General features: G+C 69.7%; 25 protein-coding genes and 1 pseudogene. 14 read left to right on the top strand and 12 right to left on the bottom strand.

What is annotated here, in order from left to right:
• Nucleotides 1-7: 7 nt before the first annotated feature.
• The 6 genes from AB0M27_RS14080 to AB0M27_RS14055 form a co-directional block, all read right to left on the bottom strand.
• Nucleotides 8-745, bottom strand: a complete 738-nt coding sequence (locus AB0M27_RS14080; RefSeq protein WP_365721303.1) for a Tellurium resistance — start codon at nucleotides 743-745, stop codon at nucleotides 8-10.
• A 146-nt stretch (nucleotides 746-891) separates the two neighbouring features.
• Complete coding sequence (locus AB0M27_RS14075; protein WP_365721301.1) at nucleotides 892-2031, bottom strand: DUF475 domain-containing protein; 1140 nt, start codon at nucleotides 2029-2031, stop codon at nucleotides 892-894.
• A 181-nt stretch (nucleotides 2032-2212) separates the two neighbouring features.
• On the bottom strand, nucleotides 2213-2791 hold the full coding sequence (locus tag AB0M27_RS14070) for a TerD family protein (protein WP_351798132.1): 579 nt from the start codon (nucleotides 2789-2791) through the stop codon (nucleotides 2213-2215).
• Nucleotides 2792-2898: 107 nt separating this feature from the next.
• Nucleotides 2899-3474 carry a calcium homeostasis/redox stress adaptation protein gene (locus AB0M27_RS14065; RefSeq protein WP_351203376.1) on the bottom strand — a complete coding sequence of 192 codons (576 nt, stop codon included), beginning with the start codon at nucleotides 3472-3474 and terminating at the stop codon, nucleotides 2899-2901.
• Nucleotides 3475-3612: 138 nt separating this feature from the next.
• Nucleotides 3613-4071 (bottom strand): peroxiredoxin, encoded by a 459-nt coding sequence (locus AB0M27_RS14060; protein ID WP_365721299.1) that lies wholly within the window; start codon nucleotides 4069-4071, stop codon nucleotides 3613-3615.
• Nucleotides 4072-4204: 133 nt separating this feature from the next.
• Complete coding sequence (locus AB0M27_RS14055; RefSeq protein ID WP_365721297.1) at nucleotides 4205-4642, bottom strand: DUF3052 domain-containing protein; 438 nt, start codon at nucleotides 4640-4642, stop codon at nucleotides 4205-4207.
• A gap of 416 nt (nucleotides 4643-5058) precedes the next feature.
• Between AB0M27_RS14055 and aceE the strand changes: the two genes are divergently transcribed.
• Nucleotides 5059-7806, top strand: coding sequence for a pyruvate dehydrogenase (acetyl-transferring), homodimeric type (aceE, locus tag AB0M27_RS14050; protein ID WP_365721295.1), 2748 nt, complete (start codon nucleotides 5059-5061; stop codon nucleotides 7804-7806).
• Between the two features lie 95 nt (nucleotides 7807-7901).
• A pseudogene (locus tag AB0M27_RS14045) lies at nucleotides 7902-8645 on the top strand (ion channel).
• A 152-nt stretch (nucleotides 8646-8797) separates the two neighbouring features.
• Here the strand turns inward: AB0M27_RS14045 and AB0M27_RS14040 are convergent.
• Both AB0M27_RS14040 and AB0M27_RS14035 read right to left on the bottom strand, forming a co-directional pair.
• Complete coding sequence (locus AB0M27_RS14040; RefSeq protein ID WP_365721517.1) at nucleotides 8798-9106, bottom strand: small hydrophobic protein; 309 nt, start codon at nucleotides 9104-9106, stop codon at nucleotides 8798-8800.
• A gap of 246 nt (nucleotides 9107-9352) precedes the next feature.
• Nucleotides 9353-10972 (bottom strand): MFS transporter, encoded by a 1620-nt coding sequence (locus tag AB0M27_RS14035; protein ID WP_365721293.1) that lies wholly within the window; start codon nucleotides 10970-10972, stop codon nucleotides 9353-9355.
• 66 nt (nucleotides 10973-11038) lie between these two features.
• On the opposite strand from AB0M27_RS14035, the gene AB0M27_RS14030 reads away from it, so the two are divergent.
• The 3 genes from AB0M27_RS14030 (at nucleotide 11039) to AB0M27_RS14020 (ending at nucleotide 13887) form a co-directional block, all read left to right on the top strand.
• Complete coding sequence (locus AB0M27_RS14030; RefSeq protein WP_365721291.1) at nucleotides 11039-11674, top strand: TetR family transcriptional regulator; 636 nt, start codon at nucleotides 11039-11041, stop codon at nucleotides 11672-11674.
• A gap of 83 nt (nucleotides 11675-11757) precedes the next feature.
• Nucleotides 11758-12975 carry an alpha/beta hydrolase gene (locus AB0M27_RS14025; RefSeq protein WP_365721289.1) on the top strand — a complete coding sequence of 406 codons (1218 nt, stop codon included), beginning with the start codon at nucleotides 11758-11760 and terminating at the stop codon, nucleotides 12973-12975.
• A 66-nt stretch (nucleotides 12976-13041) separates the two neighbouring features.
• The gene (locus tag AB0M27_RS14020; RefSeq protein ID WP_365721287.1) at nucleotides 13042-13887 is read left to right on the top strand and encodes a DUF4429 domain-containing protein; all 846 of its coding nucleotides are present in this window, start codon (nucleotides 13042-13044) and stop codon (nucleotides 13885-13887) included.
• Between the two features lies 1 nt (nucleotide 13888).
• On the opposite strand, the gene AB0M27_RS14015 is transcribed toward AB0M27_RS14020, so the two are convergent.
• Nucleotides 13889-14905: an aldo/keto reductase gene (locus AB0M27_RS14015; RefSeq protein ID WP_365721285.1), complete on the bottom strand. Its 1017-nt coding sequence runs from the start codon at nucleotides 14903-14905 to the stop codon at nucleotides 13889-13891.
• Nucleotides 14902-15366: a MerR family transcriptional regulator gene (locus AB0M27_RS14010; protein ID WP_365721283.1), complete on the bottom strand. Its 465-nt coding sequence runs from the start codon at nucleotides 15364-15366 to the stop codon at nucleotides 14902-14904. The genes AB0M27_RS14015 and AB0M27_RS14010 overlap by 4 nt, the downstream gene beginning before the upstream one ends.
• Nucleotides 15367-15463: 97 nt before the next feature.
• Here AB0M27_RS14010 and AB0M27_RS14005 point away from each other — a divergent pair, with 97 nt between their 5' ends.
• Together AB0M27_RS14005 and AB0M27_RS14000 are read left to right on the top strand one after the other, a co-directional pair.
• A complete protein-coding gene (locus tag AB0M27_RS14005; RefSeq protein ID WP_365721281.1) occupies nucleotides 15464-15940 on the top strand; it encodes a GNAT family N-acetyltransferase in 477 nt (158 codons plus the stop codon).
• Nucleotides 15941-15959: 19 nt separating this feature from the next.
• A complete protein-coding gene (locus tag AB0M27_RS14000; RefSeq protein WP_365721279.1) occupies nucleotides 15960-16790 on the top strand; it encodes a serine hydrolase domain-containing protein in 831 nt (276 codons plus the stop codon).
• 134 nt (nucleotides 16791-16924) lie between these two features.
• On the opposite strand, the gene AB0M27_RS13995 is transcribed toward AB0M27_RS14000, so the two are convergent.
• The gene (locus AB0M27_RS13995) at nucleotides 16925-17578 is read right to left on the bottom strand and encodes a pirin family protein (protein ID WP_365721515.1); all 654 of its coding nucleotides are present in this window, start codon (nucleotides 17576-17578) and stop codon (nucleotides 16925-16927) included.
• A gap of 85 nt (nucleotides 17579-17663) precedes the next feature.
• Here AB0M27_RS13995 and AB0M27_RS13990 point away from each other — a divergent pair, with 85 nt between their 5' ends.
• The 5 genes from AB0M27_RS13990 to fabF all read left to right on the top strand — a co-directional run bounded on the left by AB0M27_RS13990 (nucleotide 17664) and on the right by fabF (nucleotide 22633).
• Nucleotides 17664-18881: a helix-turn-helix domain-containing protein gene (locus tag AB0M27_RS13990; RefSeq protein ID WP_365721277.1), complete on the top strand. Its 1218-nt coding sequence runs from the start codon at nucleotides 17664-17666 to the stop codon at nucleotides 18879-18881.
• A gap of 89 nt (nucleotides 18882-18970) precedes the next feature.
• Nucleotides 18971-19912, top strand: a complete 942-nt coding sequence (locus AB0M27_RS13985) for an ACP S-malonyltransferase (protein ID WP_365721275.1) — start codon at nucleotides 18971-18973, stop codon at nucleotides 19910-19912.
• An 11-nt stretch (nucleotides 19913-19923) separates the two neighbouring features.
• Nucleotides 19924-20955: a ketoacyl-ACP synthase III gene (locus AB0M27_RS13980; protein WP_365721273.1), complete on the top strand. Its 1032-nt coding sequence runs from the start codon at nucleotides 19924-19926 to the stop codon at nucleotides 20953-20955.
• A gap of 81 nt (nucleotides 20956-21036) precedes the next feature.
• Entirely contained in the window at nucleotides 21037-21285 is a 249-nt protein-coding gene (locus AB0M27_RS13975) for an acyl carrier protein (RefSeq protein ID WP_018545314.1), read from the top strand.
• 85 nt (nucleotides 21286-21370) lie between these two features.
• The gene (fabF, locus tag AB0M27_RS13970; protein WP_365721271.1) at nucleotides 21371-22633 is read left to right on the top strand and encodes a beta-ketoacyl-ACP synthase II; all 1263 of its coding nucleotides are present in this window, start codon (nucleotides 21371-21373) and stop codon (nucleotides 22631-22633) included.
• A 77-nt stretch (nucleotides 22634-22710) separates the two neighbouring features.
• On the opposite strand, the gene AB0M27_RS13965 is transcribed toward fabF, so the two are convergent.
• Nucleotides 22711-23205 carry a DUF3145 domain-containing protein gene (locus AB0M27_RS13965; protein WP_365721269.1) on the bottom strand — a complete coding sequence of 165 codons (495 nt, stop codon included), beginning with the start codon at nucleotides 23203-23205 and terminating at the stop codon, nucleotides 22711-22713.
• 276 nt (nucleotides 23206-23481) lie between these two features.
• Between AB0M27_RS13965 and AB0M27_RS13960 the strand changes: the two genes are divergently transcribed.
• Complete coding sequence (locus AB0M27_RS13960; RefSeq protein ID WP_365721267.1) at nucleotides 23482-24375, top strand: SGNH/GDSL hydrolase family protein; 894 nt, start codon at nucleotides 23482-23484, stop codon at nucleotides 24373-24375.
• A 26-nt stretch (nucleotides 24376-24401) separates the two neighbouring features.
• Complete coding sequence (locus AB0M27_RS13955; protein ID WP_365721265.1) at nucleotides 24402-25376, top strand: aldose epimerase family protein; 975 nt, start codon at nucleotides 24402-24404, stop codon at nucleotides 25374-25376.
• Nucleotides 25377-25440: the final 64 nt, after the last annotated feature.

The raw sequence follows: 25440 nt of genomic DNA, 5'->3' as shown, positions 1-25440 counted from the left end.
TACCGGCTCAACGTTCCACTTTGGTCTTGTAGCCCCGCCCCCACTGCAGTCCCCACCCGTACAACCGGTCCAGCTCCCCCTGGAAGCCGTACACGAACTTCACCTCGCGGCGGACGACCAGCTCGCCCTTCACGTTCTCGATCATGACGACCGCGCATGAGCGGGCCTGGGGGTGGCGTTCGTCGAGGCCTATCTCGATGCGGGGGCCGTTGCTGGGGTAGAGGGTGACGATGGCGTGGGTGCGGTCGAAGGCGGGGGTCTGGTCGTAGATGTAGACGAAGACCAGCAGGCGCTTGATGGCGTCGCGGTGGTCGAGGTTGACGTACATCGTCTCGCCGGACGCCGAGCCGAAGCGGTCGTCGCCGCTGAGCTTGATGTACGGCGGTGCGTTGACGTCGCCGAGGTAGTTGCCCAGCGGCTGGACGACGCCCTTGGTGCCGTCGGTCAGTTCGTACAGGCAGCCCAGGTCGAGGTCGACGTTGACCATGCTCTGGCCGTGGCCGAGGACCTCCGGTGGCTTGAGGGCCCTGAAGGGGTGCCGGAAGAGGCTGGTGCGCTGGTTGCTGTCGAAGTCGGAGGTGCGCATCCGCCAGGCGAGGTTGATGCGCAGATGGCCGGTGGCCGCGTCCTGCTTGGTGAGGGACACCGTCTGATGCCGCCTGGTCAGTTCGATGGAGTTCGTCGAGGCGTTGCCCGCGTCGAAGTCGGCGGCGCTGGCGCCCCGCAGCCCGTCGAAGAAACCCATTCCCGCCCCCAGGTGTGGTCACGTACTCGTTCAACAAACGCCGTCGGGGCGGCCGACCACGTCGGCCGCCCCGATTCAGAGCGTTCCTCGCCGGGCGGGGTGTCACACCCCGTCACGGCCCGGATCTGACCCGTAGGGGACCCGGCTCACACCCCTGAGGAGACCTCGGCCTTCTCGTCGGTCCCCTCGCCCTCGGCCGCCAGTGCGCGGTTGCGGCGGACGGAGGACCAGAAGGAGAGGGCGATCAGGACGACGCCGACGAGACCGGTGATGACCTCGTTGATCTCGTGCTGGATGGTGACCATGAGGATCACCGCCAGGGCACCGATGGCGTAGTGGGCGCCGTGCTCCAGGTAGACGTAGTCGTCGAGGGTGCCCTGGCGGACCAGGTAGACCGTGAGGGACCGGACGTACATGGCGCCGATGCCGAGGCCGAGGGCCATCATCACGATGTCGTTGGTGATGGCGAAGGCGCCGATCACGCCGTCGAAGGAGAAGGACGCGTCCAGGACCTCCAGGTAGAGGAACATGAAGAACGCGGCCTGGCCGGCCAGCATCACCGCCGGCTTCTTTTTGCCGGTGCGGGCGGCCTCTTCCTCCTCCTCGTGCTCGCGCTCCTCCTCTTCCTCCAGCCGGTCCTCGAAGTAGCCGGACAGGCCGCCGACGATCATGTAGGTGATCAGGCCGGCGATACCGGCGATCAGGACCGTCTGCGCCTTGTCGACGTGGGCGCCGCCGTGCTGGTGGGCGTGGGTGGCGAAGGTGAAGGAGGTGATCAGCAGGACGATCAGGGCGATGCAGACCGCCAGCATGTCGACCTTGCCGAGCTTGGCCAGCGGGCGCTCGATCCAGCGCAGCCACTGGATGTCCCGGTCCTCGAAGATGAAGTCCAGGAAGATCATCAGCAGGAACATTCCGCCGAACGCGGCGATCGCCGGGTGGGCGTCGGTGACCAGCTGCTGGTAGCGGTCCTTGTCGGTGAGGGCCAGGTGGACCGCGTCGTAGGGGTTGAGCTTGGCGGTGAGGGCGACGATCACGACGGGGAAGACCAGCCGCATGCCGAACACCGCGATGAGAACGCCGACCGTGAGGAAGATCTTCTGCCAGAAGGCGTTCATCTTCTTCAGGATGCCGGCGTTGACCACCGCGTTGTCGAACGACAGCGAGATCTCGAGGATGGCCAGGATCGCCACGACACCGAAGGCTTCCCACCCCCCGTAGAAGACCGCGGCGACGAGGCCGAGCGCGGTGACCGCGAACGACCAGCCGAAGGTTTTCAGAAGCACTGGCTACCCAATCGTGTCTGGGGGTCCCTCCCAGACGAAGTCTGGGTGAGGGGCTCCCCCGCGCCGTACTCGGCTTTGCTAAATGTTGACCCCGAGTCTAGAGGTGCACCCTACCGGCGGTACCGTCCAGGGCAACCCTCACCGGAAAGCCACAGCACGGGCCCCCTGGGAGGGTGCTCGGCTAGGAGACGTTCACCCCGAAGTCGAGGGCGATGCCGCGCAGGCCCGACGCATAGCCCTGACCGACGGCGCGGAACTTCCATTCTCCCTGGTAGCGGTACAGCTCGCCGAAGATCATGGCGGTCTCGGTGGAGGCGTCCTCGCTGAGGTCGTAGCGGGCCAGTTCCTGGCCGTCGGCCTGGTTCACGACCCGGATGAAGGCGTTGGAGACCTGGCCGAAAGTCTGGCCGCGCTCGTCCGCCATGTGGATGGAGACCGGGAAGACGATCTTCTCGCAGTGCGCGGGCACCTTGGCGAGGTCCACCAGGATGGACTCGTCGTCGCCCTCGCCCTCACCGGTGAGGTTGTCACCGGTGTGCTCGACCGAGCCGTCGGGGCTCTTGAGCTGGTTGTAGAAGACGAACCACTCGTCGCCCAGGACGCGGTTGCCGGCGCCGCACAGCAGTGCGCTGGCGTCCAGGTCGAAGGGGGCGCCGGTGGTGGACCGCGCGTCCCAGCCGAGCCCGATCATGACGTTGGTGAGGTTCGGTGCGGCTTTGGAGAGGGAGACATTGCCTCCCTTGGCGAGCGTGACGCCCATGATGCTGGTCCTCCCCTAGTGGTGCTTCCCTGGTTGTCCTGCGCGTCCGGCGCCGACCGTAAACGGTGCGGCGCCGGACGGGTGCAGGTGTCGTAACCCTGCCGGGATCAGACGTTGACGCCGAAGTCCTGCGCGATGCCGCGCAGGCCCGAGGCGTAGCCCTGACCGATGGCGCGGAACTTCCACTCCGCCCCGTGCCGGTACAGCTCACCGAAGACCATGGCGGTCTCGGTGGAGGCGTCCTCGCTGAGGTCGTAGCGGGCGATCTCCTGCTCGCCCGCCTGGTTCACGACGCGGATGAACGCGTTGCGGACCTGGCCGAAGGACTGCTGGCGGTTCTCGGCGTCGTAGATCGACACCGGGAAGACGATCTTCTCGATGTCGGCCGGGACGCCGGCCAGGTTGATCTTGATCTGTTCGTCGTCGCCCTCGCCCTCACCGGTGATGTTGTCACCGGTGTGCTCGACCGAGCCGTCGGGGCTCTTGAGGTTGTTGAAGAAGACGAAGTGCTGGTCGCTCGCGACCTTGCCGGTGTTGTTCAGCAGCAGTGCGCTCGCGTCGAGGTCGAAGTCCGTGCCGGTCGTGGTCCGCACGTCCCACCCCAGGCCGACGATGACGGCGGTCAGGCCCGGGGCCTCCTTCGTCAGCGATACGTTGCCGCCCTTGCTGAGGCTGACTCCCACGGGTCCTCCATGTGGTGTCCAGGGGCGGGGAGCCCCGTCGTGCTTCGGATATGGGATCAACGAGCCGATCCTAGTGACGGGTTCCCGGCCCCCGCAGACCCTGGACCCGGAGAATCACAGGTGTCGGCCACGGTCGGCCTACAGGGTGTCGAGCGCCTTCACGTAGTCGTTCAGGTCGCGCGCGTCCGGCAAGCCGTTGATCACGGTCCACCGCACGACGCCCTCCTTGTCGACGATGAAGGTGCCCCGGACGGCGCATCCCTTGTCCTCGTCGAAGACGCCGTATGCGCGCGAGACGTTGCCGTGCGGCCAGAAGTCGCTGAGCAGCGGGTACTCCAGGCCCTCCTGCTCGGCGAAGACGCGCAGGGTGTGGATGGAGTCGTTGGAGACGGCGAGCAGCCGGGTGTCGCGGCCTTCGAACTTCGGCAGGTTGTCGCGCAGCTCGCACAGCTCGCCGGTGCACACGCCGGTGAAGGCGAAGGGGTAGAAGAGCAGGACCACGTTCTTCTCGCCGCGGAAGTCCGAGAGCCTCACGGTCCGGCCGTGGTTGTCCTTGAGCTCGAAGTCGGGCGCTTTGTCGCCGACCTGGATCGCCATCGTCGTGCATCCCTTCGGTGGGCCGTTCGGGTGAGCGCACAGCACACGCTCGGGTCCACCCTACGCAGCGATCACCGGGGTCTTCCGGACGGGCTGGGGCGAATCCCAGCCCGTCCGGTGGGGGGAGAGGAGATCACTTCTTGGACTTGGCCGCCTTCGGCGTGGCAAGCCGCGAGCCACTCCAGTCCTTGCCCACGCTGACGCTCTTCGACGCCGTAAGTCCGGCCGTCGTGGCGGCGTCCTGGATGTCGCTCGGCTCCACGTACCCCGAACGGCCGGTCTTCGGCGTCAGGAGCAGAATCGCGCCGCCCTCTTCGATGTACGTGGTGGCGTCCACCAGCGCATCCGTCAGGTCGCCGTCGTCATCACGGAACCACAGCACAACGGCGTCGGCCACGTCGTCGTAGTCCTCGTCCATCAGGTCGCCCTCGATGACTTCCTCGATGGCCTCACGGAGCTCCTGATCGACGTCGTCGTCGTAGCCGATCTCCTGGACCACCTGCCCGGGCTGGAACCCCAGCCTGGCGGCAGGGTTCGTCCGCTCCTCCGCGTGGTCCGCGGTCGCGCTCACGGGTTGCCTCCTGATCATGTCTTGTTGAGTATCTCAGCCACGCGCGTGCGCGAAGCATTGGCCGTAGTCCACACGGGCGGGGCGGATCGCGCAAGTACCCGGCCGTCCGGACCGCCTAAACGGTGACGATCCCGGCCGTGTCGCCGCAACTCCTGGCACCGTATCCCGTTTCCGCATGACCCACATCACACCGATGTGCCCGGTTTGTGCCGTTCGGAATCATCTCAGAATCATCCGGCGATACGCCCCTCGAACACCTTTGCCGAGCACGTCACACCCCGGGCGTATCGTTGCGTTTTGACCCGTGCGGACACAGTGCGGACACGAAGGAGATGACGTTACGCCGTCCCGAGGTACACGATGGGGGACGGTGTAGGCAGGTGCGAAAACTGGCCCTCTGACAGGTAAGGAACAGCGTGGCTTCCGGATCCGATCGCAATCCGATCATCATTGGCGGCCTTCCGAGTCAGGTTCCTGACTTCGATCCCGAAGAAACCCAGGAGTGGCTCGACTCCCTCGACGCCGCCGTGGACGAGCGCGGCCGGGAGAGGGCCCGCTACCTCATGCTCCGGCTGATCGAGCGGGCCCGCGAGCGGCGCGTGGCCGTGCCCGAGATGCGCAGCACGGACTACGTCAACACGATCCCCACCAAGAGCGAGCCGTTCTTCCCGGGCAACGAGGAGATCGAGCGCAGGATCCTCAACGCGACCCGCTGGAACGCGGCCGTGATGGTCTCGCGCGCCCAGCGCCCCGGCATCGGCGTCGGCGGCCACATCGCCACCTTCGCCTCCTCCGCCTCGCTGTACGACGTCGGCTTCAACCACTTCTTCCGCGGCAAGGACCAGGGCGACGGCGGCGACCAGGTCTTCTTCCAGGGCCACGCCTCCCCTGGCATCTACGCGCGCGCGTACCTGCTCGACCGGCTCAGCGCGGACCAGCTGGACGGCTTCCGCCAGGAGAAGTCGAAGTACCCGGACGGCCTGTCCAGCTACCCGCACCCGCGCTCGATGCCGGACTTCTGGGAGTTCCCCACGGTCTCCATGGGCCTCGGCCCGCTGGCCGCGATCTTCCAGGCGCGGATGAACCGCTACATGCAGGCGCGCGGCATCGCCGACACCTCCACGTCGCACGTGTGGGCGTTCCTCGGCGACGGCGAGATGGACGAGCCGGAGTCGCTCGGCCAGCTGTCCATCGCGGCCCGCGAGGGCCTGGACAACCTGACCTTCGTCGTCAACTGCAACCTGCAGCGGCTCGACGGCCCGGTGCGCGGCAACGGCAAGATCATCCAGGAGCTGGAGTCGATCTTCCGGGGCGCCGGCTGGAACGTGATCAAGCTGATCTGGGACCGCAGCTGGGACCCGCTGCTCGCGCAGGACCGGGACGGCATCCTCGTCAACAAGATGAACACGACCCCGGACGGCCAGTTCCAGACGTACGCCACGGAGTCGGGGGCGTACATCCGCGAGCACTTCTTCGGCGACGACCACCGGCTGCGCGCGATGGTCGAGAACATGACCGACGACCAGATCCTGCACCTGGGCCGCGGCGGTCACGACCACCGCAAGATCTACGCGGCCTTCAAGGCGGCCAAGGAGCACAAGGGCCAGCCGACGGTCATCCTGGCCAAGACGGTCAAGGGCTGGACGCTGGGCCCCAACTTCGAGGGCCGCAACGCCACGCACCAGATGAAGAAGCTGACGGTCGACGACCTTAAGCGCTTCCGGGACCGGCTGCACCTGCCGATCTCCGACAAGGAGCTGGAGTCCGGCCCGCCGCCGTACTACCACCCGGGCCGGGACACGGACGAGATCCAGTACATGCACGACATGCGCAAGCAGTGCGGCGGGTACGTCCCGACGCGCGTCGTGCGCTCCAAGCCGCTCCCGCTGCCGGACGACAAGACGTACGCGACCGTGAAGAAGGGCACGGGCCAGCAGTCCATCGCCACGACCATGGCCTTTGTCCGGCTCCTCAAGGACCTCATGCGGGACAAGGAGATCGGCAAGCGGTTCGTTCTGATCGCGCCGGACGAGTACCGCACGTTCGGCATGGACTCCTTCTTCCCGAGCGCGAAGATCTACAACCCGCTGGGCCAGCAGTACGAGTCTGTCGACCGGGAGCTGCTGCTCGCCTACAAGGAGTCGCCGACCGGCCAGATGCTGCACGACGGCATCTCCGAGGCGGGCTGTACGGCCTCCCTGATCGCGGCGGGCTCGGCCTACGCCACGCACGGCGAGCCGCTGATCCCCGTCTACGTCTTCTACTCGATGTTCGGTTTCCAGCGCACCGGCGACCAGTTCTGGCAGATGGCCGACCAGCTGGCGCGCGGATTCGTGCTGGGCGCGACCGCGGGCCGTACGACGCTGACCGGTGAGGGCCTGCAGCACGCGGACGGCCACTCGCAGCTGCTCGCCTCGACCAACCCGGCGTGCGTGGCCTACGACCCGGCGTACGCCTACGAGATCGCGCACATCGTCCAGGACGGCCTGCGCCGCATGTACGGCGGCGACGCCGAGCACCCGCACGGCGAGGACGTCTTCTACTACCTGACCGTCTACAACGAGCCCATCCAGCACCCGGCCGAGCCGGCGAACGTGGACGTGGAGGGCATCCTCAAGGGCGTCCACAAGCTCAGTGAGGGCACGGACGGCTCGATCCCGGCGCAGATCATGGCGTCCGGCGTGGCGGTCCCGTGGGCGCTGGAGGCGCAGCGGATCCTCGCCGCGGACTGGAACGTGCGCGCCGACGTCTGGTCGGCCACCTCCTGGAACGAGCTGCGCCGCGAGGCGGTGGCGTGCGAGGAGCACAATCTGCTGCACCCGGAGGAGGAGCAGCGGGTGCCGTATGTGACGCGCAAGCTCAGCGGCGCGGAGGGTCCGTTCGTGGCCGTGTCCGACTGGATGCGATCGGTTCCGGACCAGATCGCGCGGTGGGTGCCGGGCACGTACCAGTCGCTCGGCGCGGACGGCTTCGGCTTCGCCGACACCCGGGGTGCGGCGCGGCGCTTCTTCCACATCGACGCCCAGTCGATCGTCGTCGCGGTGCTGACCGAACTGGCCCGTGAGGGCAAGGTGGACCGCTCGGTGCTGAAGCAGGCCATCGACCGGTACCAGCTGCTGGACGTCTCGGCGGCGCATCCGGGGGCGGCGGGCGGCGACGCGTAGCCTCCCCCACCGCTCGGCCTCGACCTGCTGAGCGAGGGCGGCGCCCGGAGTACCTGGGGCGCCGCCCTCGTTGCTTTTTCTTTACCATTGCGGGCATGAACGATCAGTCGGCGCAGGCGCGTTGGGAACGGCATACCCAACGGCCTCTGCTGGCGCTGGCGGTGGCGTTCACCATCGCCTATGCCGTGCCGATCGTGGACCACTCCGCGGGTCATTCGCTGACGTACGCGTGCGCGGTGGTCGAGTGGGTGGTCTGGGCGGCGTTCGCCGCGGACTACCTGATGCGGCTCGCCCTCGCCCCGCGGCGCCGGGAGTTCGTCCGGACGCACTGGGTGGACCTGTGCGCGGTGGTGCTGCCGCTGCTGCAGCCGCTGCGGTTGCTGCGGATGGTGTCGACGCTGCTGCTGGTGGGGCGGCGGGCCCGGATGGCCTCGCAGATCCGGCTCACGACGTATGTCGCCGGGTAGGTGATCGGGCTGCTGATGTTCGGGTCGCTGGCGGTGCTGTCCGTGGAGCGGGACTCACCGAACGGGAACATCCGGACGCTGGGTGACGCGGTGTGGTGGTCGTTCACGACGATGACGACCGTGGGGTACGGGGATCACGCGCCGACGACCGGGCTGGGACGGATGATCGCCGTCGGACTGATGCTGTCCGGGATCGCGTTGCTCGGTGTGGTGACCGCGAACATCGCGGCGTGGTTCATCGCGCGGTTCGAGAAGGACGACGTGGAGGAGCGGCGGCAGACGGAAGCGATCGCCACGTTGGCCGAGGAGGTTCGCCTGCTGCGGGCGGAGGTGGCTCGGTTGGCTGACGAGCGGGAGCAGCAGCGCAGTTGACGCCCTGCCCGGTGCCGTCGCCGACCGGGGTGGGGTCGCTTACCGGCGCCGGCAAGGTGCCGCGGCGACCGGAAGGGGCGCGGGGTACCGCGCGATCAGCTCCCGCGCCCGCGCCGGGCGGACGGCCCCGGGCCCCACGACACAACCGTCGGCTAAAGGAGCCCGTGGCCCCACGTGGCCGCGCCCGCCAGGGCGACGACGGCGAGCACCGTGTCTATCGCGCCGAGGATCAACGCCACCAGCGCTGGGATGTCGCGGTCGTTCGACCATTTGCGGCCCATGGACCGCCAGCCGCAGACCATCGCCACCGGGCCCAGGACAATGCCCAGTGCGAAGAAGCCGGCCACGGCACAGATCGCGCCGATGATGCCGAGTGTCGCGCGGTCCGGCCCGGTCCGTTGCCACGTCCGGCCACGTGACCGGGGGTACCCGCGCGTTCCTTGCCGGAAGCCTGCCATCATCAACTCCCTGAGGCCCATGGACAGTTCGGCTTCGCGGTGCGAGTACCCCGATTCCGGCCCGGCAGACCTGCGCGCGCTGCCCCCCTCCGGCAGCGCGCGCCGCGGCCCGGCCGTCCCCATGTCCTGCGGAGGACTTGACCCACTGTGACCTGCGGCGCGCGCCCGGTGCGAGCGATCTTTAGCGAAGTCACCCTGATAGGGGAACTCCGCCCGGAAGACGCCCGGGCGGAGTCCGAGAAGAGTCCCTCAGATGTGGCCCGCGCCCGCGCCCGCCTCGGCGTTCGCGCCCCGCTTGGTGAGCAGCGCGACGAGGACGGCGACCGCCGCCACGCCCGCGGCGACCAGTGAGGCGAGGCTCATGCCGGAGATGAACGTGTGATGGGCGACCTCGGTGATCTTCGCGGCGATCTGGTCCGGCACACCCTTCGGCACCGGGGCGACGCCGACCTGGACCGCCTCCGAGGCCTTGTCCAGCTGACCCGGGGTCAGCTGCTGCAGCCCGGCGCCGGTCCAGTTGCCCGGCAGGTCGCTGTCTACCTTGGAGGCCATCACGGCGCCCAGCACGGCCGTACCGAGGCTGCCGCCGATCTGCATGGCCGCCTGCTGGAGGCCGCCCGCCACACCGGAGAGTTCCATCGGGGCGTTGCCGACGATGACCTCGGTGGCGCCGACCATGACCGGTGCGAGACCGAGGCCGAGCAGCGCGAACCAGATCGACATCACACCGCTGCCGGTGTCGGCCTCGAGCGTCGACATGCCGTACATCGCGATCGCGGTCGCGGCCATGCCGCCGGCCAGCGGGATGCGCGGGCCGAGCTTGGTGATCGCGGCGCCGGCGAGCGGCGAGCCGACGATCATCATGCCGGTGAGCGGCAGCAGGTGCAGGCCGGCGTCGATGGGGCTCATGCCGTGCACGTTCTGGAGGTAGAACGTCACGAAGAAGAGCCCGCCCATGAACGCGATGGCCATGAGGACCATCAGCACCACACCCGCCGAGAGCGGAATCGAGCGGAAGAGGCCCAGCGGGATCAGGGGCTCCTTGACCCTCGTCTCCCAGACGGAGAACAGGGCGAAGAGGACCACGGACGCGGCGATGAAGATCCATGTCTTGCCGTCGCCCCAACCCCAGGTCGGGGCCTTGATGAGGGCCCAGACCAGGCAGAACATCGCGCCGGAGAGCAGGGCGATGCCGAGGATGTCGAAGGAGCGCGGGGCGTTCTCGGCACGGTGGTCGCGCAGGATCAGCACGCCCAGGATCAGGGCGAGCGCTCCCACCGGCACGTTGATGAAGAACACCGACTGCCAGTCGACGTGCTCGACGAGCACGCCGCCGAGGATCGGGCCGCCCGCGGTGGACGCGCCGATCACCATGCCCCAGATGCCGATGGCCATGTTGAGCTTCTCGGCCGGGAAGGTGGCCCGCAGCAGGCCGAGCGCGGCCGGCATCAGCAGCGCGCCGAACAGACCCTGGAAGACACGGAAGGTGACGACCGCGGCGATGCTGTGGGACAGGCCGATGGCACCGGAGGCGGCGGCGAAGCCGGTCACACCGATGAGGAAGGTCTGCCGGTGGCCGAAGCGGTCACCGAGCTTGCCCGCGGTGATCAGGGAGACCGCGAGGGCCAGGAAGTAGCCGTTGGTGATCCACTGCACCTGGGCGAAGGTGGCCCCCAGGTCCTTCTGGATCGCCGGGTTGGCGATGGCCACGATGGTGCCGTCGAGGGCCACCATCATGACGCCCACAGCGACGGTGATCAGGGTGAGCCAGGGGTGGCCGCGCAGCCCCGCGGCCGGAGGCGACTCGGGCGAGGCCTCCGGCGCCGCGTCCCCCGGCCCCGTCGCGTCGATCGTGGTCTGACTAGTCATGCGTTCGAGGTTAGTGACAGTCTCTGACAATTGACAAATCGTTTCATCCGTCAGTAACTGACACGTATGGAAACGCTGCGCGAACGCAAGAAACAGCGCACCCGGGAGGCGCTGCTGCGGGCCGCTCTGGAGCTCTTCACGACCCAGGGGTACGAGCACACGACCGTCGACGAGATCGCCGAGGCCGTCGACGTCTCGCAGCGCACCTTCTTCCGTTACTTCGCCGGCAAGGAGGACGTGGCCTTCGCCGTGCAGGAGATGACGGAGGCGCGCTTCGTCGAGGCCGTACGCGCGCGTCCGCCGCACGAGCCGCCGATGGAGGCCCTGCGGCAGGCGGTCCTGGAGGGCTGGGACGGGATCCGGGAGACCGTCGAGTCGGCCGTCCCGGTCGAGCTGTACCTGCGCATGTACCGGACGATCGAGTCGACGCCGGCGCTGCTCGCCGCCCATCTGCGCCGCTCGGCGGCCACGGAGGAGACGATCGCGCGCCTGCTGGCCGAGCGCGAGGGCGTGGACGTGGACGCCGACCCTCGACCGAGGCTGGCCGTGGCCGTGTTCGGTGGCGTGATAAGGGTCACCGAACGGCAGTGGTGCACGGGCGACGACTTCAGTCTGGTGGCGATCCGTCAACTCACCGCGTCCTACCTCGATCAGGTGGGTTCCGCACTTACCGGGAACTGGCGCTCAAACCGAGATCGTTGACAACGCGTTCGACGCTTCACGAAACGTGATACCTGTCACTCGGTTACCCCGAGACCCTCCCGTTCTCCTAGTGTGTCCTCCCAGTGACTTCCTTCGACACCTCCCCGCAACTGAACGTCTGGCGCGCACTGCTGGCGCTGGCCGTGGTGTTCGTGATGCTCGCGACCACCGGCTGGACCGCCCTGCACAGCCACAGGGAGTCGACCGCACTGCAGGCCTCGCTCGCCAAGTGGGAGCACGGCAGCATCCACGGCCTCCATCTGCCGGACCCCAAGGCCGCACCGTCCCTGCTCGGCCGTTTCTTCGCGTCCCTCTCCCCCGAGGACCAGAGCCGTCTCGCCCGCCGCTACCCGCTCACGGTCGGCAACATGAACGGCGCCCCCGTCACCTTGCGCTACCGCGCCAACCACATCGCGCTGGAGCAGCAACGCAAGGTCGAGAAGAAACGCATGCACGACAGCCGGCTCAGCGCGGCCGGACAGCAGGACGCGGGCCGTCGTATGCACCGCTACGAGGACCTGATGAGCCCCGGCCGGAAGATCCTGGCCTTCGACCCCGAGGGCTCGGGCCGGATCGCGGAGGTGTTCGGGAATCTGGACAAGGCGCAGCGGATCTCGGTCATCGTCCCCGGCGTCGACACCAATCTGCTCACCTTCCAGAAGACCAACCGCCAGTACACCGCCCCGGTCGGCATGGCCAAGGCTCTGTACGCGGCGGAGCGCGCACAGAGCCCCGCGACCCGTACGGCCGTGATCGCCTGGGCCGACTACACCTCCCCCGACGGCCTCGGCATGGACGCGGCCACCGGGCTGCGCGCCGAGGAGGGGGCCGTACGGCTGAACGCGCTGCTGGGCGGCCTGCCCGGCCGTGCCCCGGTGACGACGGTCTGCCACAGCTACGGCTCCGTGGTCTGCGGGGTGGCCGCGCACGCCATGCCGCGCCGGGTGACCGACATAGCGGTGGCCGCGAGCCCCGGCATGCGGGTCTCCAGCGCCTCCCACCTGGGCACCACGGCCCGGGTGTGGGCCATGCGGGACGCCAGCGACTGGATCCAGGACGTGCCGTATCTGGAGCTCGGCGGGCTCGGGCACGGGGCCGACCCGGTGTCCTCGGCGTTCGGTGCGCGGGTGCTGTCCGCCCGGGACGCGCAGGGCCACGCCGGCTATTTCCAGCCGGGCACGGACAGCCTGCGCAACCTCGCCGACGTGGCGGTCGGGGCGTACGACGCGGTGACGTGCGCACGCGAGAACGAGCTGTGCCAGGCCGGTGTGCCCGGCACCACCACGGCCGGACGCGCGTAGAAACAGCAGGAAGTGCGGTCTGCGCGGGTGGCGACGGAGGAGCACGTGCCGCATACGATGAGCCGCATGGGTGACGTACTGGCGGGTTTTCATGCCGTCTGGGAGTTCGAGTCCGACTCCGTGCTCATCCGTTACGAACGGGGGATTCGAACACCGAAGCTGTTCCAGGCACTCGGGGAACGGCGGATCCCGCTGTCCGCGGTCGAGGGTTTGACGCTCTCCCCGGGCAGGCGCGGCACCGTCGTGCTCCGACTGCTGCCGCGCGCCGGCGCGGATCCGCTGATGGAGGCGGCGGCCGGGCAGCTGAAGGAGGGCTCCGATCCGTACCGGCTGGTGCTGCCGGCCGAGCGGGAGACCCTCGCCGAGTACTACGCCGACGAACTGAAGTGCCTGTTGACCGAGTCCGGGCCCGCCGACGGCCACCTGGTGACCGCGCCCGAGGCGCCGCTGTCGTTCAAGGCGTACGACGGGAAGGCGAGCTTCGACGGTACGGCCGTGCAGTTCCGCTGGTCCTGGACGGGCGCGTCCTCGGCGAAGTGGAAGGCCGGCGACCAGAGCTTTCCGGTCACACAGCTGAGCGGGGTGGAGTGGCGGTCACCCGAGGTGTTCGAGGGACATCTGCGGCTGGTCCGGCGCTCGGCCGAGTCGGCCGCCGTGCAGCCCGATCAGGATCCGGCGACCGTCGTCTTCGGGCTGGGGTACGGCCCGGTGCACGAGTCGCTGCCGTTCGCCGCGGCGGTCCTGGCGGCCGTACGCACGCGGGGGCCGGTACCCGGGGTACCGGCCCCGTCACGGCGCGACCCCGCGGACATCGCCGAACGGATCCGGCATCTCGGGGAGTTGCATCAGGCCGGGTTGGTCACCGACGAGGAGTTCTCCTCGAAGAAGGCCGAACTCCTGGCGGAGCTCTGAGCTACTCCCGGCCCGCAGAGGTGAACGTCATGTCCGCGTAGCGCCCGCCCGCCACCTTGGCCGCGATGGGCTCCAGTTGGGACACTTCCTCGTCCGTCAGGACGATCGCCGTCGCCGCCACGTTCTCCTCCACCCGGTTCGGCTTGCGGGTGCCCGGGATGGGAACCACCGGGAGGGCGTCGACCGTCGCCCGCTGCTGTACCCAGGCCAGGGCGATCTGGCCGAGAGTGGCGTCGTGGGCCTCGGCGATCGCGCGGATCGGCTCCAGGAGGGCGGCGTTGGCGGCCGCGTTGGCGCCGGTGAAGCGGGGCTGCCGGCGGCGGAAGTCGTCGGCCGTGAGCTCCTGTTCGGCGTTGGTGAAGGAGCCGGTGAGGAAGCCGCGGCCGAGCGGCGAGTATGGCACCAGGGTCACGCCCAGGTCCCGCGCTGCCGGTACGACCTTCGCCTCGATGTCCCGGCTGAACAGGGACCACTCCGACTGCACGGCCGCGATCGGGTGCACGGTGTGCGCGGCGCGCAGCTCGTCGGCGGTGACCTCGCTCAGCCCGAGGTGCTTGACCTTGCCCTCGCGGACCAGCTCCGCCATCGTGCCGACGGTCTCCTCGATGGGGACGTTCACATCGCGGCGGTGCATGTAGTACAGGTCGATCACGTCGACGTCGAGCCGCTTCAGGCTGGCCTCGACGGCCTCGCGGATGTACGGCGCGTCGTTGCGGATGATCCGCCTGGTCGGGTCGTCCTCGGGGATCGACAGGGCGAACTTGGTGGCGATGACCACCTCGTCCCGGTGCGCCTTGAAGAAGGGGGAGAGGAATCGCTCGTTCTCACCCGCGCCGTAGGCGTCCGCCGTGTCGTACAGGGTCACGCCCAGCTCCAGCGCCCGCTCCAGCGCGGCGCGCGCCTGGCCGGCGTCCGTGGGGCCGTACGCGAAGCTCATGCCCATGCAGCCGAGGCCCTGTACGCCGACCTCCGGTCCGTCCTCGCCGAGCCGTACGGTCGGAATCCTGACGTCGGTCATCGCGCGGTGCCCTCCATCGCGTAGAAGCTGATCTTGCGGTCGAGTACGGCGAGCGTGTCCCGCAGCTCGGCGATCCGGTTCAGGACGTCCCGGCGGGTCGACTCCAGCAGCTCCCGCCGTTCCCCGTAGGTGCTCTCGCCCTCCCGGACCAGTTCCGCGTACCGGACCATGTCCGCCACCGGCATGCCGGTCAGCCGCAGCTTGGTCACGAAGTCCAGCCAGTCCAGGTCGCGGTTGCTGTAGCGCCGCTGACCGGTGTGCGAGCGGTCGACGTGCGGCATCAGGCCGATCCGCTCGTACCAGCGCAGGGTGTGCGCGGTGAGGCCGGTGAAGGCGACGACCTCGCTGATCGTGTAGCGGTCCTCGCCGTCGGGGCGTGGATGGCGTCTGGGCGGGGCGGAGCAGATGTCTGCGGGGGCCGTGGGTGCGGTGTCCGCTGGCGTGGTCTGCATCACCGTCATGGCCTCCACGCTATGGGGTTGGAGTGCACTCCAAGCAAGCGGATTCGGTAAGAAATCCCCGGGACGCGGGCCGGGGCGCCTGGCTAACGTGCGGCTCATGAGTCTTGCACGCCGGGCGCTGCCCGAGGATGCCGAAGAACTGCTGCGTCTGCGGCAGGTGATGATCGACTCTCTGTGGAGCGCGGGAGGCGGCGGGCCGACGGACTGGCATGCCGAGTCGCTGCCGACGCTGCGGAAGCGGCTGGCCGAGCCGGACGGTGACTTCGTCGCCTTCGTCGTGGACCATCCGGACCGGCCCGGGGCGCTGGCCGCGCTGGTGGCCGGAACGCTGGAGTACCGCATCGGGAAGGCCGGGAATCCGCACGGGCGGGTCGGGCACGTCTTCAGCGTCGCGACCGACCACGACGCCCGGCGGCGCGGGTACGCGCGCGCGGCCATGGAGGAGTTGCTGGCCTGGTTCCGGGAACGTGGCGCGGGCCACGTCCTGCTGAACGCCTCCCCGGAGGCCGAGCCGCTGTACGCCTCCCTCGGCTTCACCCGTGACCCGGACCCGTCGATGCGGCTGCTGCTGTGAGCCGCATAGGCTCGGCAGCATGTCGTTGAACAGCCTGCCCAGCTTGGCGTCGATCGAGAACTGGCCCGTCCCCACCGCGGCGGCGGGTGTCGTACGAGCCGACGGGACCGTCCTCGGGACGCACGGTCCCGTCGGGCACCGCTTTCCGCTCGCCTCGGTCACCAAGCCGCTGGCCGCGTATGCGGCGCTGGTCGCGTACGAGGAGGGCGCGATCGAGCTGGACGAGCCGGCCGGGCCGCCCGGCGCGACCGTCCGCCACCTCCTCGCGCACACCTCCGGGCTGGCCTTCGACGAGCACAAGGCGATGGCGCCTCCCGGTGAGCGCCGTCTCTACTCCAACGCCGGGTTCGAGCAGCTCGGGGACCACATCGCCAAGGCGACGGACATTCCGTTCGCGGAGTATCTGCGGCAGGCGGTGCTGGAGCCACTGGGCATGACGTCGACGACGTTGGAGGGCTCCCCGGCGAAGGACGGCGTGTCCACGGTGGCCGACCTGCTGCGGTTCGCGGCGGAGGTGCAGGCGCCGCGGCTGCTGGATCCGCGGACGGTCGCGGAGGCGATGAGCGTGCAGTACCCCGGGACGAAGGGTGTGCTTCCGGGATACGGCCACCAGAACCCGAACGACTGGGGCCTGGGCTTCGAGATCCGCGACTCCAAGTCGCCCCACTGGACGGGGAGTTCCTCCTCCCCGCGCACCTTTGGTCACTTCGGGCAGTCCGGTACGTTCCTGTGGATCGACCCCGATGCGGGAGTTGCCGGGGTCGCCCTGGCCGACAGGGCGTTCGGGCCCTGGGCGATCGAGACGTGGCCGGTGTTCACGGACGCGGTGCTGGCGGAACTGCGCGGCTGAGGTTCGCCGGGGCGGGCTGGGGACCGGCGCCGCCGGGGTGCAGCCGACGGCACCGCAGTTCCCTGAGGGGCGCGGGGAACTGCGCGATCAGCCCCCGCCGGGCCGCAGACGGACGACGGCCGGCCCCCTCCTGCCTACGCCCCCATCTCCCACAGCAGCACTTCGGCCGGTGTGGCTGCCACCGCCTCCCAGCCCTCAGCCCCGGTGATCCGTGCCGAGTCGCCCGCGGCCAGTTGTTCCGCGCCCAGCCGGACGGCACCCCGCACCACGTGCACGTACACGAACGCGGCGTCCGGGACCGCCGTCCGCTCCCCCGCTGTCAGGCGGCGTATGTGCAGCATCGCTCCCGCCCCCGGTACCGCGTACGGCGTGGAGTCGGCTATCCCCGGGATGATCTGGTACGACGGCTCCCCGCCCGGCTCCCGTGGGGCCAGCCACATCTGGAGGAAGGTGAGCGGCGACGACCCGTCGTTGCGCTCCACGTGGCGGACGCCCGCCGCGGCGCTGAGGTGCTGGACGTCACCGGCGCGGACCGTCGTCTCGTGGCCGGTGGAGTCGCGGTGGGTCAGTTCGCCCTCGACGACCCAGGTGACGATCTCGGTGTGGCTGTGCGGGTGTTCGCCGAAGCCGGCCCCGGGCGCGAGCCGCTCCTCGTTGCAGGCGATGACCGCGCCGAAGCGGAGGTTGCCGGGGTCGTAGTGGGGGCCGAAGGAGAAGGCGTGCCACGACTCGATCCCGGCCTCCGGCTCGCCCCCTGGGTAGCGCTCGTCCGCGCGCCGTACGTCCATCACGCGCACCACGGTAGACCCCGCCCCAAGGGCTGAGCCCGACCCGGCGGCACGCACCGGCGTCCGGATAAGGCAGTCTTGTCCCGTGCCCGAACCCGAATCCCGCAGCAACGAGCCCCACGCCGGTCACCACGCACTCGACGTCCACCCGCACGCCGCGACCCTCAGGCGGCTGGAGAAGTCCTCCGGGTCTCTCGCCGCGCAGGCCATCGCGCGGATGGACGAGACCCTGCCGTGGTACCGGGCCATGCCCCCGGAGAACCGTTCCTGGATCGGGCTCGTGGCCCAGGCGGGCATCGCGGCCTTCACCGAGTGGTTCCGGCACCCGGACGCACTCCAGGCGATCTCCACGGACGTCTTCGGCACCGCGCCGCGCGAGCTGACCCGGGCCATCACGCTGCGGCAGACCGTGGAGATGGTGCGGACCACCATCGAGGTCATGGAGTCGGCGATCGACGAGGTGGCCGCGCCCGGTGACGAGAGCGTGCTGCGGGAGGCGCTGCTCGTGTACGCCCGGGAGATCGCCTTCGCCACCGCGCAGGTGTACGCGCAGGCCGCCGAGGCACGCGGTGCCTGGGACGCGCGGCTTGAGTCGCTGGTCGTCAACGCCGTGCTGAGCGGGGAGGCGGACGAAGGGGCCGTCAGCCGGGCCGCCGCGCTCGGCTGGAACTCGCCGGAACATGTGTGTGTCGTGCTCGGGACCGCGCCCGACGGGGACAGCGAACTCACCGTCGAGGCCATCCGGCGGGCCGCGCGGCATGCCAAGCTCCAGGTGCTCACCGGGGTGCTCGGGGATCGGCTCGTCGTCATCGCGGGCGGCAGTTCCAATCCGCTCGCCGTCGCCAAGTCGCTGATCGGGCCCTTCGCCGCCGGGCCGGTGGTCGCGGGGCCCGTCGTACCCGATCTGCTGGCCGCCACGCGGTCCGCGCAGGCCGCCGCCGCGGGCCTGAAGGCGTGTTCTGCCTGGCAGGACGCGCCGCGGCCGGTGCTGGCGGACGATCTCCTGCCGGAGCGCGCGATCGCGGGCGATCCGAGCGCCCGCGAGCAGTTGGTGGAGGAGATCTACAGACCTCTCGAAGAGGCCGGCTCGGCACTGCTGGAAACCCTGAGTGTCTATCTGGAGCAGGCGAGCAGTCTGGAAGGCGCGGCCCGGATGCTCTTCGTTCACCCGAACACCGTGCGCTACCGGCTTCGACGTGTGACGGACGTCACCGGTTGGTCGCCATCGGATGTACGATCCGCGTTCACGCTGCGGATCGCGCTCATCCTGGGGCGTCTGGTCGACGGCGAACCCTCGGCATAGGGTTTTGTCGGGGGCCCACAAAAGCCCTTCGTGTTCTTCGTCCCTGTCCTCACGGGCGGCTGTGCCCGTCCCCAAGAGAGAGTGTGAGAGTGCTCGTACTCGTCGCTCCCGGCCAGGGCGCCCAGACGCCCGGCTTCCTGACTCCCTGGCTCGAACTGCCCGGCGCCGCCGACCGTGTCGCCGCCTGGTCGGACGCCATCGGCCTGGACCTGGTCCACTACGGCACCCAGGCCGACGCCGACGCCATCCGTGACACCGCGGTGGCCCAGCCGCTGCTGGTCGCCGCCGGGATCCTGTCCGCCGCGGCACTGGGTACGTTCCCTTTTGCCGCTGACGCGGCGGGCGCCCCGGACGCCGTGGCCGGCCACAGCGTGGGCGAGATCACGGCCGCCGCCTTCGCGGGCATCCTGGACGACACCTCCGCGCTGGGCCTGGTCCGCAAGCGGGGTCTGGCGATGGCCGACGCCGCCGCGGTCACCGAGACCGGCATGTCGGCGCTGCTCGGCGGCGACCCCGAGACCTCCGTGGCGCATCTGGAGAAGCTGGGCCTGACCCCGGCGAACATCAACGGCGCGGGCCAGATCGTCGCCGCGGGCACGCTGGAGCAGCTGGCCGCGCTGGACGAGGACAAGCCCGAGGGCGTCCGCAAGGTCGTCGCGCTGAAGGTCGCCGGCGCCTTCCACACCCACCACATGGCACCCGCCGTCGAGACGCTGGCCAAGGCCGCCGCGGAGCTGAACCCGGCCGACCCCAAGGTCCGTTACGTCTCCAACAAGGACGGCCGGGCCGTCGCCACCGGCGCCGAGGTGCTGGAGCGGCTGGTCGGCCAGGTCGCCAACCCCGTGCGCTGGGACCTGTGCATGGAGACCTTCAAGGAGCTGGGCGTCACCGCGCTCATCGAGGTGTGCCCGGGCGGCACGCTGACCGGCCTGGCCAAGCGGGCGCTGCCCGGCGTCACGACGCTGGCCCTGAAGACCCCCGACGATCTCGACGCGGCCCGCGCGCTCATCATCGAGCACGCCGGCGCCTGAAGGAGCCGTACATGGCGAAGATCAAGCCCAGCAAGGGCGCCCCGTATGCGCGCATCCTCGGTGTCGGCGGCTACCGGCCGACGCGGGTGGTGCCCAACGAGGTGATCCTCGAGAAGATCGACTCCTCCGACGAGTGGATCCGCTCGCGCTCCGGCATCGAGACCCGGCACTGGGCCGGCCCCGAGGAGACCGTGGCCGCGATGGCGATCGAGGCCTCCGGCAAGGCGATCGCGGCCGCCGGCATCGGCGCCGAGCAGATCGGTGCCGTGGTCGTCTCGACGGTCTCGCACTTCAGCCAGACCCCGGCCATCGCCACCGAGATCGCCGACAAGCTGGGCACCGACAAGGCCGCGGCCTTCGACATCTCGGCCGGCTGCGCGGGCTTCGGCTACGGCCTGACCCTCGCCAAGGGCATGGTGGTGGAAGGTTCCGCCGAGTACGTGCTCGTCATCGGTGTGGAGCGGCTCAGCGACCTGACCGACCTGGAGGACCGGGCCACGGCCTTCCTGTTCGGCGACGGCGCCGGCGCGGTCGTCGTCGGCCCCTCGCAGGAGCCGGCGATCGGCCCGACCGTGTGGGGCTCCGAGGGCGACAAGGCCGAGACGATCAAGCAGACCGTCCCCTGGGACCGGTTCCGGATCGGCGATGTCTCCCAGCTGCCGCTCGACAGCGACGGCAACGTCAAGTTCCCCGCCATCACGCAGGAGGGCCAGGCGGTGTTCCGCTGGGCCGTGTTCGAGATGGCGAAGGTCGCCCAGCAGGCGCTGGACGCGGCCGGGATCAGCCCGGAAGAGCTGGACGTCTTCATCCCGCACCAGGCCAACGTGCGGATCATCGACTCGATGGTGAAGACCCTCAAACTGCCGGAGCACGTCACGGTCGCCCGTGACATCCGCACCACCGGCAACACCTCGGCCGCCTCGATTCCGCTCGCGATGGAGCGGCTCCTGGCGACCGGGGAGGCGAAGAGCGGCGACACCGCGCTCGTCATCGGATTCGGGGCGGGTCTCGTCTACGCCGCAACGGTCGTTACCCTCCCCTAGGCACTCCGTGCCGGATCCTGCGATCGGGCACGGCAACAATTGCCACAAACCGTCTGGAACATCGAAGAAGGAGCGCCTGACATGGCCGCCACTCAGGAAGAGATCGTCGCCGGTCTCGCCGAGATCGTGAACGAGATCGCCGGGATCCCCACCGAGGACGTCCAGCTGGACAAGTCCTTCACCGACGACCTGGACGTCGACTCGCTGTCCATGGTCGAGGTCGTCGTCGCCGCCGAGGAGCGCTTCGACGTGAAGATCCCGGACGAGGACGTCAAGAACCTCAAGACCGTCGGCGACGCGACCGACTACATCCTTAAGCACCAGGCCTGAGCCACCCCTTAGGCCCCTGGCTGCAAGGCCCCGCCACCCGGCGGTGGCGCCGTAGAATCCCGCATCCGTTGGAGAAAGAATTCCCGTGAGCCCGACCAATCGCACCGTGGTCGTCACCGGTATCGGCGCAACCACACCGCTGGGTGGCGACGCAGCTTCGTTCTGGGAGGCCCTGGTCGCCGGCAAGTCCGGTGTCAGCCTTCTGGAGCAGGAGTGGGCGGCCGACCTGCCGGTCCGCATCGCAGCGCAGATCGCCGTCGAGCCGGGCGAGATCATCCCCCGGCCCCAGGCCCGCAAGCTGGACCGCTCGGCGCAGTTCGCGCTGATCGCCGCTCAGGAGGCCTGGAAGGACGCCGGCTTCACCGCCAGGGCCGGTGAGGACGCGTCCGTGAACCCCGACCGTCTCGGTGCGGTCATCGCCTCCGGCATCGGCGGCGTGACGACGCTCCTGGACCAGTACGACATCCTCAAGGACAAGGGCGTACGCCGCGTCTCCCCGCACACCGTGCCGATGCTCATGCCCAACTCCCCGGCGGCCAACGTCGGCATCGAGCTGGGTGCCCGCGCCGGTGTGCACACTCCGGTCTCGGCCTGCGCCTCGGGCGCGGAGGCCATCGGGTACGCGATCGAGATGATCCGCACCGGGCGTGCGGACGTGGTCGTGGCCGGTGGTACCGAGGCCGCCATCCACCCGCTGCCGATCGCCGCGTTCGGCAACATGATGGCGATGTCCAAGAACAACGACGACCCGCAGGGCGCCTCCCGTCCCTACGACTCCGGCCGTGACGGCTTCGTGCTCGGTGAGGGCGCCGGTGTGATCGTCCTGGAGTCCGAGGAACACGCCAAGGCCCGCGGCGCCCGGATCTACGTCGAGGCCGTCGGCCAGGGCATCTCCGCCGACAGCCACCACATCACGCAGCCGGAGCCGTCCGGCAACGGGATCGCGCACGCGCTGCAGAACCTGCTCGACAACACGGACCTGAAGCCGGCCGAGATCGTGCACGTGAACGCGCACGCCACGTCGACGCCGCAGGGTGACGTGGCCGAGATCAAGGCGCTGCGCAAGGTGTTCGGCGACGACGTCGACCACATGGCGATCTCCGCGACGAAGTCGATGACCGGTCACCTGCTCGGTGGTGCCGGTGGCATCGAGACCGTGGCGTCGATCCTGGCGCTGGTCAACCGTACGGCTCCGCCGACCATCAACATCGGCGAGCTCGACCCCGAGGTCAACGCGGACGTCGTGCGCGACGAGGCGCGGGTTCTCCCCGAGGGGCGTGTCGCCGTGCTGAACGACTCGTTCGGGTTCGGTGGGCACAACGTGGTCCTGGCGTTCCGGACGATCTGAGAACGTGAGTGAGGGCCCCTGCCGATCGGCAGGGGCCCTTTCTCATGCCCGGACACGGAAGATCCAGGCAGGAAAACTCACACCACCTGGTGCAACCAGCGCACCGGCGCGCCCTCGCCGGCGTACCTGAACGGTTCCAGTTCGTCGTCCCACGGCTTGCCCAGGAGCTTGGCGATCTCTGCTTCCAGGTCGGTCTCGCCGCGCTGGGCGCGGATCAGGGCCGCGCGCAGGCGGTCCTCGGGGATGAGGATGTCGCCGTGGATGCCGGTGACGGCGTGGAAGATGCCGAGGCCGGGGGTGCAGCTGTAGCGCTCGCCCTCGGCGGTCGGGCAGGGTTCGGCGGTGACCTCGAAGCGGAGCAGGTGCCAGCCGCGCAGGGCCGAGGCCAGCTTGGAGGCCGTACCGGCCTCGCCCTGCCAGGAGAACTCCGAGCGCCAGGTGCCGGGGGCCGCGGGCTGCCGGATCCAGTCGAGGTTGACGCGCGTGCCGAGCACCCCGGCGACGGCCCACTCGACGTGCGGGCACAGCGCGCGCGGCGCGGAGTGCACGTACAGAACTCCACGTGTCGTCACCGGAACCTCCGGGCAGAGCGGGACATCTTGCGGACTGGCTGGCGGCAGCGGCACGACGGCCGCGTTGATGGCGAGGCTACCCTGCGGCGGTGCAAGGAGTGTGACGTACCGTCGGTCCCGGCGTCAGGAAACCTCCGTCATTCACCCAGGGGGACGCTTGTACAGGGGTGCTCCGTTCCAGGGTGCCCGGTCGGGAACCCTCGCGCGTTGTTATGGGAGGGAGCACAGACCACGACCCGGAGGCGCCGGGTTCGACGACGAGGGGATCAGCTGGGGATGGGGAAGCCGAGCAGCCGTACGCGTGCCGCTCTCAGCCTCGTGGCGGCCGCGGTGCTGGGCGTCGCCGGGTGCGACACCGGCGCCGGGAGTGCGCCCGCGCCGGAGGGCACCGAGGCGCACGCGGCCAGACCCGCGCCGGTGTGGAACCGCAGCCCCGACTCGATCGCCGCGGTCGGCGACTCCATCACCCGCGGCTTCGACGCGTGCACGGTGCTGTCGGACTGCCCCGAGGTGTCCTGGGCGACCGGCAGCGACGCCGGGGTGGACAGCTTGGCGGTGCGGCTGCTCGGGGTCGCGGGCGCGGCGGAGCGCAGCTGGAACTACGCGGTGACCGGCGCCCGGATGGCGGACCTGCCCGAGCAGATGGCACAGGCGGCGGCGCGCGAGCCGCAGTTGGTGACGGTGATGGTGGGCGCGAACGACGCCTGCCGGTCCTCGGCGCGGGCCATGACCACGGTGGCCGGCTTCCGCGCGGACTTCGAGGAGGCACTGCACACCCTGCGCGCGGCGTCGCCGAGGACACAGGTGTACGTGGCGAGCGTGCCGAACCTGAAGCGGCTGTGGTCCGAAGGGCGGACCAATCCGCTGGGCAAGGAGGTGTGGAAGCTCGGCATCTGCCCGTCGATGCTGTCCGACGCGGACGATCTGACCAGCGCGGCCATGCTGCGCCGGGACCGGGTGCAGCAACGGGTGGTGGAGTACAACGAGGTGCTGAAGGAGGTCTGCGCCAAGGACAGCCGCTGCCGCTTCGACGGCGGCGCGGTCTACGGCAACCGCTTCGGCACCGACCAGCTCAGCCGCTGGGACTGGTTCCACCCCAGCAAGGACGGGCAGGCGCGGCTCGCGGCGATCGCGTATCGGACGATCACCGCGGCCAATCCGGTTGGCTAGGAAACTCGTCGCCTACTGTTTTCCACATGAGCGAACTTTTCGGCACACTTTCCGACGGCACCGAGGTCCACCGCTGGACGCTGGAGCATGCCGGGACACGCGTGGAGGTCCTGACGTACGGCGGGATCGTGCGGTCGGTCCAGGTGCCGGACCGGGAGGGCCGGACCGCGAACGTGGTGCTGGGCTTTTCGGACCTGGACGGCTATCTCACCCACCCGGAGCCGTACCTCGGCGCCCTGATCGGCCGGTACGCCAACCGGATCGCGCACGCCCGCTTCCCGCTGGACGGCGCGGTCTTCGCCCTGGAGCCGAACAACGGCCCGAACTCGCTGCACGGCGGCAGGACCGGCTTCGACAAGCGGGTGTGGGCCGCGGAGCCCGTCGAGCACGGGGTACGGCTGAGCCGGGTGAGCCCGCACGGCGAGGAGGGCTTCCCGGGCCGCCTGGAGGTGTCGGCGACCTACACGCTGGACGCGTCCGGTGGGCTGCGGATCGCCTACGAGGCGGTCACGGACACGCCGACCGTGATCAACCTCACCAACCACGGCTACTTCAACCTGGCCGGAGCGGGCCATGCGGGCGGGCACGAACTGCGCCTCGCCGCCTCCCGTTACACCCCGGTCGACGCGGACCTGATCCCGACGGGCGCCCTGGAGGACGTCACCGGTTCCCGCTTCGACTTCCGCACCTCCCGCAAGGTCGGCTCGGGCTACGACCACAACTTCGTCCTGGACAAGGGCGTGACCGGGGCCCCGGAGGAGGTCGCCGAGCTCCACGACCCGGCCTCCGGCCGCACCCTGACCGTGGCGACGACCGAGCCGGGCCTCCAGCTGTACACCGCCGACCACCTCGGCGAACCGTTCGCCCCGGGCGACGGCATCGCCCTGGAGACCCAGCACTTCCCGGACTCCCCGAACCGCCCGGAGTTTCCGGGCACGGTGCTCAGGCCGGGCGAGGTGTTCCGCTCGGAGACGGTGTACGGGTTCGGGGTCCGCTACTGAGATTCCACGCGTGATGTCGCAGCCAGCGTCTGCTTGAACTGCGACGATCGTCGGCCATGACGCG

The organism is Streptomyces sp. NPDC052107 (assembly GCF_040680215.1).
Taxonomy (GTDB): domain Bacteria; phylum Actinomycetota; class Actinomycetes; order Streptomycetales; family Streptomycetaceae; genus Streptomyces.
Note: the sequence above shows the minus strand (reverse complement) of the source record. Positions and strands in the feature narration are given on the sequence as shown.

What these genes read in the sequence shown, in the direction of transcription:
- AB0M27_RS14080 (WP_365721303.1), bottom strand. Translation starts at nt 745, where the DNA reads ATGGGTTTCTTCGACGGGCTGCGGGGCGCCAGCGCCGCCGACTTCGAC.
- AB0M27_RS14070 (WP_351798132.1), bottom strand. Translation starts at nt 2,791, where the DNA reads ATGGGCGTCACGCTCGCCAAGGGAGGCAATGTCTCCCTCTCCAAAGCC.
- AB0M27_RS14060 (WP_365721299.1), bottom strand. Translation starts at nt 4,071, where the DNA reads ATGGCGATCCAGGTCGGCGACAAAGCGCCCGACTTCGAGCTCAAGGAC.
- AB0M27_RS14040 (WP_365721517.1), bottom strand. Translation starts at nt 9,106, where the DNA reads ATGATGGCAGGCTTCCGGCAAGGAACGCGCGGGTACCCCCGGTCACGT.
- AB0M27_RS14035 (WP_365721293.1), bottom strand. Translation starts at nt 10,972, where the DNA reads ATGACTAGTCAGACCACGATCGACGCGACGGGGCCGGGGGACGCGGCG.
- AB0M27_RS14030 (WP_365721291.1), top strand. Translation starts at nt 11,039, where the DNA reads ATGGAAACGCTGCGCGAACGCAAGAAACAGCGCACCCGGGAGGCGCTG.
- AB0M27_RS14020 (WP_365721287.1), top strand. Translation starts at nt 13,042, where the DNA reads ATGGGTGACGTACTGGCGGGTTTTCATGCCGTCTGGGAGTTCGAGTCC.
- AB0M27_RS14015 (WP_365721285.1), bottom strand. Translation starts at nt 14,905, where the DNA reads ATGACCGACGTCAGGATTCCGACCGTACGGCTCGGCGAGGACGGACCG.
- AB0M27_RS14010 (WP_365721283.1), bottom strand. Translation starts at nt 15,366, where the DNA reads ATGACGGTGATGCAGACCACGCCAGCGGACACCGCACCCACGGCCCCC.
- AB0M27_RS14005 (WP_365721281.1), top strand. Translation starts at nt 15,464, where the DNA reads ATGAGTCTTGCACGCCGGGCGCTGCCCGAGGATGCCGAAGAACTGCTG.
- AB0M27_RS14000 (WP_365721279.1), top strand. Translation starts at nt 15,960, where the DNA reads ATGTCGTTGAACAGCCTGCCCAGCTTGGCGTCGATCGAGAACTGGCCC.
- AB0M27_RS13995 (WP_365721515.1), bottom strand. Translation starts at nt 17,578, where the DNA reads ATGGACGTACGGCGCGCGGACGAGCGCTACCCAGGGGGCGAGCCGGAG.
- AB0M27_RS13980 (WP_365721273.1), top strand. Translation starts at nt 19,924, where the DNA reads ATGGCGAAGATCAAGCCCAGCAAGGGCGCCCCGTATGCGCGCATCCTC.
- AB0M27_RS13975 (WP_018545314.1), top strand. Translation starts at nt 21,037, where the DNA reads ATGGCCGCCACTCAGGAAGAGATCGTCGCCGGTCTCGCCGAGATCGTG.
- AB0M27_RS13960 (WP_365721267.1), top strand. Translation starts at nt 23,482, where the DNA reads ATGGGGAAGCCGAGCAGCCGTACGCGTGCCGCTCTCAGCCTCGTGGCG.
- AB0M27_RS13955 (WP_365721265.1), top strand. Translation starts at nt 24,402, where the DNA reads ATGAGCGAACTTTTCGGCACACTTTCCGACGGCACCGAGGTCCACCGC.